The 8,465-nt window shown below is 72.5% G+C and carries 4 protein-coding genes and 1 tRNA gene; 3 read left to right on the top strand and 2 right to left on the bottom strand.

Going from position 1 to position 8,465, the window contains the following annotated elements:
• The first annotated feature begins 11 nt into the window (after nt 1-11).
• On the top strand, nt 12-785 hold the full coding sequence (locus J2X49_RS11805; protein ID WP_310126534.1) for a cytochrome b5-like heme/steroid binding domain-containing protein: 774 nt from the start codon (nt 12-14) through the stop codon (nt 783-785).
• 8 nt (nt 786-793) lie between these two features.
• Here J2X49_RS11805 and J2X49_RS11810 read toward each other — a convergent pair whose 3' ends face one another.
• The gene (locus tag J2X49_RS11810) at nt 794-1,987 is read right to left on the bottom strand and encodes an acetate kinase (RefSeq protein WP_310126535.1); all 1,194 of its coding nucleotides are present in this window, start codon (nt 1,985-1,987) and stop codon (nt 794-796) included.
• The gene (gene pta / locus J2X49_RS11815) at nt 1,984-4,098 is read right to left on the bottom strand and encodes a phosphate acetyltransferase (protein ID WP_310126538.1); all 2,115 of its coding nucleotides are present in this window, start codon (nt 4,096-4,098) and stop codon (nt 1,984-1,986) included. Before pta ends, J2X49_RS11810 begins: the two co-directional genes overlap by 4 nt.
• 148 nt (nt 4,099-4,246) lie before the next feature.
• Between pta and J2X49_RS11820 the strand changes: the two genes are divergently transcribed.
• Nucleotides 4,247-8,191: a cell wall-binding repeat-containing protein gene (locus J2X49_RS11820; protein WP_310126540.1), complete on the top strand. Its 3,945-nt coding sequence runs from the start codon at nt 4,247-4,249 to the stop codon at nt 8,189-8,191.
• Nucleotides 8,192-8,281: 90 nt separating this feature from the next.
• Nucleotides 8,282-8,366: transfer RNA gene (locus tag J2X49_RS11825), tRNA-Ser, on the top strand.
• Nucleotides 8,367-8,465: the final 99 nt, after the last annotated feature.

The raw sequence follows: 8,465 nt of genomic DNA on the forward strand, positions 1-8,465 counted from the left end.
ACCGTGTCGGCATGCTTCCCGCGACGGGCAACCCGTTCGACCTCGCCTTCGGCCTGCCCCTGCACCCGCTCGCGGTGCACGTGCCCGTCGTGCTGCTGCCGCTCGGCGCGCTCGGCCTGCTGCTCGTCCTCGCCATGCCTCGCTGGCGGGCGTCGCTCGCCTGGCCCGTCGTCGGCGTGCTCGGCATCGCCGCCGCGGGCGCGCTCGTGGCGAAGCTCTCGGGCGAGGCGCTCGCCGCCAGGGTCGGCTCGCCCGGCCAGCACGAGCAGCTCGGCAACTGGCTGCTCGCGACTGCCGCGACGCTCTTCGCCGCTGCCCTCGCGTGGTGGCTGTGGCAGCGGCGGCTCACCCGCGCCCGGCGCTCGTCGGGCATCATCGGGCTGCTGAGCGGCATCGTGCTGGCGGCGGTCGCGCTCGGCGCGCTCATCATCGCGGTGCTGACCGGGCACACGGGCGCCACCGCCGTCTGGCAGGACCGCGTCGCGGGCATCCCCCCGAGCGCGGAGCCGGAGCCGGCGGTGGGCCCGACCCCGTCCGCGGGCGAGGACGGCATCTCGATCGGCGACGTCGCGGGGCACGACGACTCCGCCTCCTGCTGGGTCGCGATCGACGGCACCGTCTACGACCTCACGGAGTGGGTGACCGAGCACCCCGGCGGCCCCGACCGCATCCTCGGCATCTGCGGCACCGACGCGACCGAGGACTTCGCCGCGCAGCACGAGGGCATGGAGCTGCCCGCCGAGCGCCTGGCGCAGTTCGAGGTGGGCGAGCTCGCCGACCGCTGAGCCGGTCGTCAGGGAGCGTCGACCAGCGCCGCGACCTGCCGCGCGATCTCGAGCTCCTCGTTCGTCGGCACGACCCACACCTCGATCGGCGAGTCGTCGGCCGAGATGCGGCGCTCGCCGCGCCCGCAGTTGCGCTCGGGGTCGAGCACGATGCCCAGCCCCTCGAGCCCCTCGAGCGCGATCTCGCGCACGCGCGCGGCGTTCTCGCCGATGCCCGCGGTGAAGGCGATCGCGTCGGTGCGGCCGAGGTGCGCGAGGTAGGCGCCGACGGTGCCGCGCAGGCGGTGCCCGACGATCTCGAGCGCCTCGACCGCCCGGCCGATCCCCGCATCCGCCGCCTGCAGCACGTCGCGCATGTCGCCCGTGCCGGTCATGCCCAGCAGGCCCGATCGCTTGTTCAGCAGCGTGTCGATCTCGTCGACCGACATGCCGGCGACGCGATGGAGGTGGAAGACGACGCCCGGGTCGATGTCGCCGGAGCGCGTGCCCATCACGAGGCCCGCGAGCGGCGTCATGCCCATCGAGGTCTCGATGCTCCTGCCCCCGCGCACCGCGGTCGCCGAGGCGCCGTTGCCGAGGTGCAGCACGATGCTGTTGACCTCGTCGAGCGGCCTGCCGAGCAGCTCGGCCATGCGGCGCGAGACGTACTGGTGGCTCGTGCCGTGGAACCCGTACTTGCGCACGCGGTGCTCGGCGGCGACCCGCTCCTCGATCGCGTAGCGGTGCGCCGCCGGCGGGATCGTGAGGTGGAACGCGGTGTCGAAGACCGCGACGTGCGGCAGGCCGGGGAACGTCGCACGGGCCGAGCGGATGCCCTGGAGGTTCGCGGGGTTGTGGAGCGGGGCGAGCGGGGCGAGGTCCTCGATCTGCTGCTGCACGTCGTCGTCGACCCGCACCGCGCGGTCGAAGCGCGCGCCGCCCTGCACGACGCGGTGCCCGACGCCGACGAGCCCGGCCCGCTCGAGGTCGGGACCGTGCCGCTCGAACTGCCGCAGCACCCATCCGAACGCCTTCTCGTGATCCGGGATGACGCGCTGCTCGACGACGGGCTCGCTGCCGGGCACCTCGTGCTTGGCCTCGCCGGTGGTCTCGCCGATGCGCTCGATCAGGCCGCTCGCGAGCGCGCGGCCCGCGTCGACGTCGACCAGCTGGTACTTGAGGCTCGACGAGCCGGCGTTGATGACGAAGACGGAGCGCGTCATGCCTGCGCTCCCGGTGCCTGCGCCCCCGAGGCCTGCGCCTGGATCGCGGTGATCGCGATCGTGTTCACGATGTCGCTCACGAGCGCACCGCGGGAGAGGTCGTTGACGGGCTTGTTGAGCCCCTGCAGGACGGGGCCGATCGCGAGCGCGCCCGCCGAGCGCTGCACCGCCTTGTAGGTGTTGTTGCCGGTGTTGAGGTCGGGGAAGACGAAGACCGTCGCCCGCCCGGCCACCTGCGAGTCGGGCATCTTCTTGCTCGCGACCGCCGCATCCGCCGCCGCGTCGTACTGGATCGGGCCCTCGACCGGCAGCTCGGGGGCCCGCTCGCGCACGAGCTGCGTCGCGGCCCGCACGCGGTCGACCTCGGCGCCGGTGCCCGACTCCCCCGTCGAGTAGGACAGCATCGCCACGCGCGGCTCGATGCCGAACTCGCGCGCCGTCTGCGCCGACGAGATGGCGATGTCGGCGAGCTCCTCGACGGTCGGCTCGGGGATGACGGCGCAGTCGCCGTAGACGAGCACCCGGTCGGCGAGGGCCATGAGGAACACGCTCGAGACGACGGAGACCCCCGGCTTCGTCTTGATGGTCTCGAAGGACGGCTTGATCGTGTGCGCGGTCGTGTGGGCGGCGCCGGACACCATGCCGTCGGCGTCGCCCAGGTGCACCATGAGGGTGCCGAAGTAGCTGACGTCGAGCAGCCGCTCCATCGCCTGCTCGATCGAGACGCCCTTGTGCGCGCGCAGCCGCTGGTACTCGGCCGCGTAGCGGGGCCGCAGCTCGGCGTCGTCGGTCGCGACGATGCGGGCGCCCGACAGGTCGAGGCCGAGGGCCGCCGCGCGCTGGCGGATGGACGCCTCGTCGCCGAGGATCGTCAGCCGGGCGATGCCCCTCGCGAGGACGGTGGATGCGGCCTGCAGGATGCGGTCGTCGTCGCCCTCCGGCAGCACGATGTGCCGCACGTCGGCGCGCGCCCGCTCGATGAGGCTGTGCTCGAAGATGAGCGGCGTGACGACGTCGGTCGTCGCGACCTCGAGGCGCTCGAGCAGCGCCGCGGCGTCGACGTGCTGCTCGAAGAGGGCGAGCGCCGCGTCGCGCTTGCGCTGCGTGCCGTCGATGAGCGAGCCGCGCGTGCCGGCGATGCGTCGCGCCGTCTCGTAGGTGCCGTGCGGGTTGGCGCCGATCGGCAGGTCGAGGTCGAGGCCGTCGAGGAGGCGCTGCACGGCGGGGTGCAGCTCGAAGCCGCCGTTGAGGATGATGCCGGCGATCGACGGGAAGGTGTCGGACTGCTGCGCGAGCAGCGTGCCGACCACGACGTCGGAGCGGTCGCCGGGCATGACGAGGATGCCGCCCTCGATGAGCCGCTCGAGCACGTGCTCCATCGACATGCCCGCCACCACCGTGCCGAGCGACTCGCGCGACAGGAGCCCCGGGTCGCCGCGCAGCAGGGTCGCGTCGACGGCGCGGAAGAGCGAGCCGACGCTGGGCGCGCTCAGCAGCGCGTCCTCCGGGATCGACCACACGGGCACCCCGGCCGGCACCGCCCCGGCCATCGCCGCCGGGATCTCGCCCATCGCCGAGGGGTCGGCGCGGTTGACGACGACGCCGGCGATGGCTGCGTGGGCCTGGGCCAGCTCGGCGGTCGTCACCTCGGCGAGCTGCCGCAGCTGGTCGGCCGTGCGGGGCGCGTCGGTCTCGGGGTCGCGACCGCCGAGCACGAGGAGCACGGAGGCACCGAGGTTGGCCGCGACGCGCGCGTTGAAGCCGAGCTCGGTGGGGCTGCCGACGTCGGTGTAGTCGGAGCCGACGATGACGATCGCGTCGAAGCGCTCGTCGATGCGGTGGTAGCGGTCGACGATCGTCGAGAGCGCGGCCTCGGCGTCCTCGTGGACCGCGGCGTAGGTCGTGCCGATCGCCTCGTCGTAGTCGAGCTCGACCGCGTCGTGCGCGAGCAGCAGCTCGAGCACGCCGTCGCGCTCCTCCTCGGAGCGGGCGACGGGACGGAAGACGCCGACGCGCTCGACCCTCCTGCCGAGGGCGTCGAGCAGGCCGAGCGCCACGATCGACTTGCCTGCGTGGCCCTCCGGGGAGGCGATGACGATGCGGGTCGGCACCCCTCCACGCTAGTGCCATGCGTCCGGGAGGTCACGAAAAGGTAACGCTTCCTCGACACTCTTCCGCCGACCACAGCGCGCCCATAGATTCAGGCACATCTGCCCCCCCACTTCACCGGGGGCTTCGTCCTGAACGAAGGATCACCTTGTGAGCACACTGAACTCGAAGCGTGTGCGCCTTCGCAGCGGCATCGCACTCACCACCGCCCTCGCGCTCAGCGCGGGGGCGTCGGTGCTTGGTGCGGCCGCAGCGAGCGCTGCTCCGCCTCAACCCCCCATCGACACGAGCGGCTTCGACAGCGGCCGCTACATCGTCGTCCTCGAGGACGACGCGATGTCGACCTACCGCGGCGGCCTGCCCAACCTGGCGCGCACCGCACCGCTCGGCACCGACGACATCGACGTCGACTCGGCAGCAGCGAACGCGTACGCCGCGCACCTCGAGACCCAGCAGGCCGAGGTCGCATCGGGGATCGGCGCGCAGATCGCGACGAACCTGACGGTGACGATGAACGGCTTCGTCGCCGATCTGTCGGCCGAGCAGGCGCTCGAGCTGGCGCGCGACTCGCGCGTCTCGCAGATCTTCCCCGACGAGATGCTCCAGATCCAGGCGAGCCCCGCCAACGAGTACCTCGACCTCGAGGGCCTCTGGTCGCAGGTCGGCGGCGTCGACGAGGCCGGCGCCGGCGTGGTCGTCGGCGTGCTCGACACGGGCATCGCGCCCGAGAATCCGCTCTTCGCGGGCGAGCCGCTCGGCACGACCCCGGGCGCGGAGCCCTACCTCGACGGCGACGCGATCGTCTTCGACAAGGGCGACGGCAGCCAGTTCGTCGGCGCGTGCGAGACGGGCTCGCAGTTCACGGCCGAGGACTGCTCGACCAAGATCATCACCGCCCGCTACTACGTCGACGGCTTCGGCGCCGACAACATCGGCGGCGAGGACCTCGGCGAGTACCTCTCACCGCGCGACGGCGACGGCCACGGCTCGCACACCGCCTCCACGGCGGCGGGCAACGCCGAGGTCGCCGTGACCTCCGCCGGCGGCGCCGACCTGGGCACCATGTCGGGCGTCGCGCCCGAGGCCCGCATCGCCTCTTACAAGGTGTGCTGGACCGGACCTGACCCCGACCCGAACGCCAACGACGACGGCTGCGCGACGAGCGACTCGGTCGCCGCGATCGAGCAGGCCGTCATCGACGGCGTCGACGTCATCAACTTCTCCATCGGCGGCGGCGCCGCGACCTCGGTCGCGACGGCCACCGACGTGGCGTTCCTGGGTGCTGCGGCAGCCGGCGTCTTCGTGTCGGTCTCGGCCGGCAACTCGGGCCCCGGTGCGTCGACCCTCGACCACGCATCCCCCTGGTACACCACGGTCGCCGCGGCGAGCATCCCGAACTACGAGGCGACCGTCGTCCTGCCGGGCGACGTGCGCATCCCGGGCGGCTCTATCACGGTCCCCATGGAGGAGGGCGCGCCGGAGATCTCCGGGCCCTTCATCTACGCCGGCGACATCGCCGCCGACGGCCAGGACCCGGCTGAGGCCGCGCTCTGCCTCCCCGGCACGCTCGACGCCGCCGAGGCCGCCGGAGCCATCGTGCTCTGCGACCGCGGCGTCATCGCGCGCGTCGACAAGTCGCAGACGGTCGCCGACGCCGGCGGCATCGCCGCGGTGCTCGTCAACGTCACGCCCGGCTCGATCGACCTCGACGACCACGTGATCCCGACGATCCACGTCGACGCGCAGTACCGCGACCAGCTCCTGGCCGCTGCGCAGACGCCCGGCACGGTCGTCTCGTTCGAGGCCGGCAACACCTCGGGCATCGAGACCGTCGCGCCCGTCGTGGCCGGCTTCTCGTCCCGCGGCCCGGCCCTCGCCGAGGGCAGCGACGTCATCAAGCCCGACGTGGCATCCCCCGGTGTCGGCATCATCGCCGCCGGCCCCAACCCCGCCGACGGCGAGCCGACCTACCGGATGCTCTCGGGCACCTCGATGGCCGCGCCGCACGTGGCGGGCCTCGGCGCGATCTACCTCGGTGCGCACCCGAACGCCTCGCCCGCCGAGGTCAAGAGCGCGCTGATGACGACCGCGACCGACACCCGCAACCTCGACGGCTCGGTCTCGACCGACCCGTGGGCGCAGGGCGCCGGCTTCGTGAACACGCAGTCGATGCTCGACGCGGGCCTCGTGTACGAGAACGGCACGGCCGACTGGTTCGGCTACCTGCGCGGGCTCGGCTACGTGCTGCCCGACTCGTGGGTGGGCACCCCGATGGACCCGAGCGACCTCAACATCGCCTCGATCGCCGTCGGCTCGCTCGCGGGCACGCAGACGGTGACGCGCACGGTGACGGCCCTCGAGGCCGGCTCGTACGCGGTGTCGACGTCCGGCATGTCCGGCATCGACGTCGCGGTGTCGCCGTCCACGCTCGAGTTCACCGAGGCGGGCCAGTCGCTCTCCTACGAGGTGACCTTCACCACGGCCGGCGCTGAGCTCGGCGCGTGGACGTCGGGCTTCCTCACCTGGACCAGCTCGGAGCACACCGTCCGCTCGCCGCTCGCGGTGAAGCCGGTCGCGGTGGCCGCCCCGGAGTGGGTCGAGGGCATGGGCACCGTCGGACAGACCCCCGTCTCGGGCATCTCGGGCATCGACGGCTCGATCCCGCTCGAGGCGAACGGCCTGGCTCCGTTCCAGCTGCTGGGAGCCGACGGCGGCGACGCCGGCGACTACTTCCAGTACGTCGTGGAGATCCCGGAGGGCGAGATCGCGCACTACTTCTCGCTCGACGCCGAGGACGACACGGCCGACCACGACCTGTACGTGCTGCGACTGAACGACGCCGGCACGCCGGTCGAGCAGTTCACGGCCGCGACCGGGTCGGCGGACGAGACGCTGCTGCTGGAGGACCCGCAGGCGGGCACCTACGTGGCGATCGCCGAGGTCTGGGCGACCGGCGAGGCCGGCGCGCCGAGCACCTTCGAGCTCGACCACGTCGCCGTCGGCACGGGCCAGCAGGAGGGCTCGTTCCGCACGGAGCCGACGTCCATCGACGGCACCGTCGGCGGGCACTTCACCTACACGGCCATGTGGAACGGCCTCGACACCAACGCCGAGTACCTCGGCGTGGTGGGCTACGGCGGCACCGACGTGCGCACCTTCGTCCACGTGACGACGGGTGACCTGACGATGCCGACGCCGGAGCGCCTCGAGGGCGACGACCGCTACGAGACCGCGGTCGCGATCTCGCAGCACGGCTTCCCGGAGGGCGCTGACGTCGTGTACGTCGCCAGCGGCCAGAAGTTCCCGGACGGCCTCGCCGCTGCCCCCGCCGCTGCCCGTGAGGGCGGACCGCTGCTGCTGACGCAGGGCGGCGCGCTGCCCGACGTCGTGGCCGAGGAGATCGAGCGCCTGTCGCCCGAGCGCATCGTGATCGTGGGCGGCGAGCCCTCGGTCGCGCCCGCGGTCGCCGACGAGCTCGAGGGCCTGGCCGGCACGGTCGACCGCGTGGGCGGTGCGGACCGGTACGAGACGAGCCGCCTGATCGCGCAGTACGCCTTCGAGGAGGGTTCGGCGAACGCGTTCGTCGCGACCGGCCGCAACTACCCCGACGCCCTGTCGGCGGGCGCGGCAGCCGGTTCGATCGACGCTCCGATCCTGCTGGTGGACGGCCTCCGGGACGGCGCGGATGACGCGTCCGTCGCAGAGCTCGACCGCCTCGGCGCGGAGAACGTGTACCTGCTCGGAGACCAGAACTCGATGTCGAACGGCATCGAGCTGGACTTCGACCTGCTGGGTCTCGTCGTCCACCGCTTCGCAGGCTCGGACCGCTACCAGACGGCGGTGCTCGTGAACCAGGAGATGTTCGACGGCCCCGTGCCGGCGATGTACCTGGCCAGCGGGCAGAAGTTCCCGGATGCCCTGAGCGCCTCGGCGCTCGCGGCCGCCGAGGGCTCGCCGCTGTACCTGGCGAAGCCGACCTGCATCAACTCGGCGATCGTGACGGAGAGCCTGCGGCTGGGACAGCCGCCGGTCTTCCTGCTCGGCAGCGAGGCGACCCTGTCGTCCGCCGTCGAGGAGTACGCGATCTGCCCGTAGCAGCGCAGTGAGGGAGGGGGCGGGGACTTCGGTCCTCGCCCCCTTCTCGCTCCGCTAGGATCGCTAGGTCGGCCGTTCGCGGCCGGCTCAGGAGGATTCGCCTAGTGGCCTATGGCGCACGCTTGGAAAGCGTGTTGGGTGCAAGCCCTCGGGGGTTCGAATCCCCCATCCTCCGCCCTTGTGATGAGTCGCGACATAGGTCTCACCTGAGTCGCGACATGTGTCACGAAGAGAGAGCCCCTGGCCATCGGCCGGGGGCTCTTCTCGTGTTGCG

Origin of the sequence: Agrococcus sp. BE272 (assembly GCF_031457935.1) — a bacterium.
In the GTDB taxonomy this organism is placed as follows: domain Bacteria; phylum Actinomycetota; class Actinomycetes; order Actinomycetales; family Microbacteriaceae; genus Agrococcus; species Agrococcus sediminis.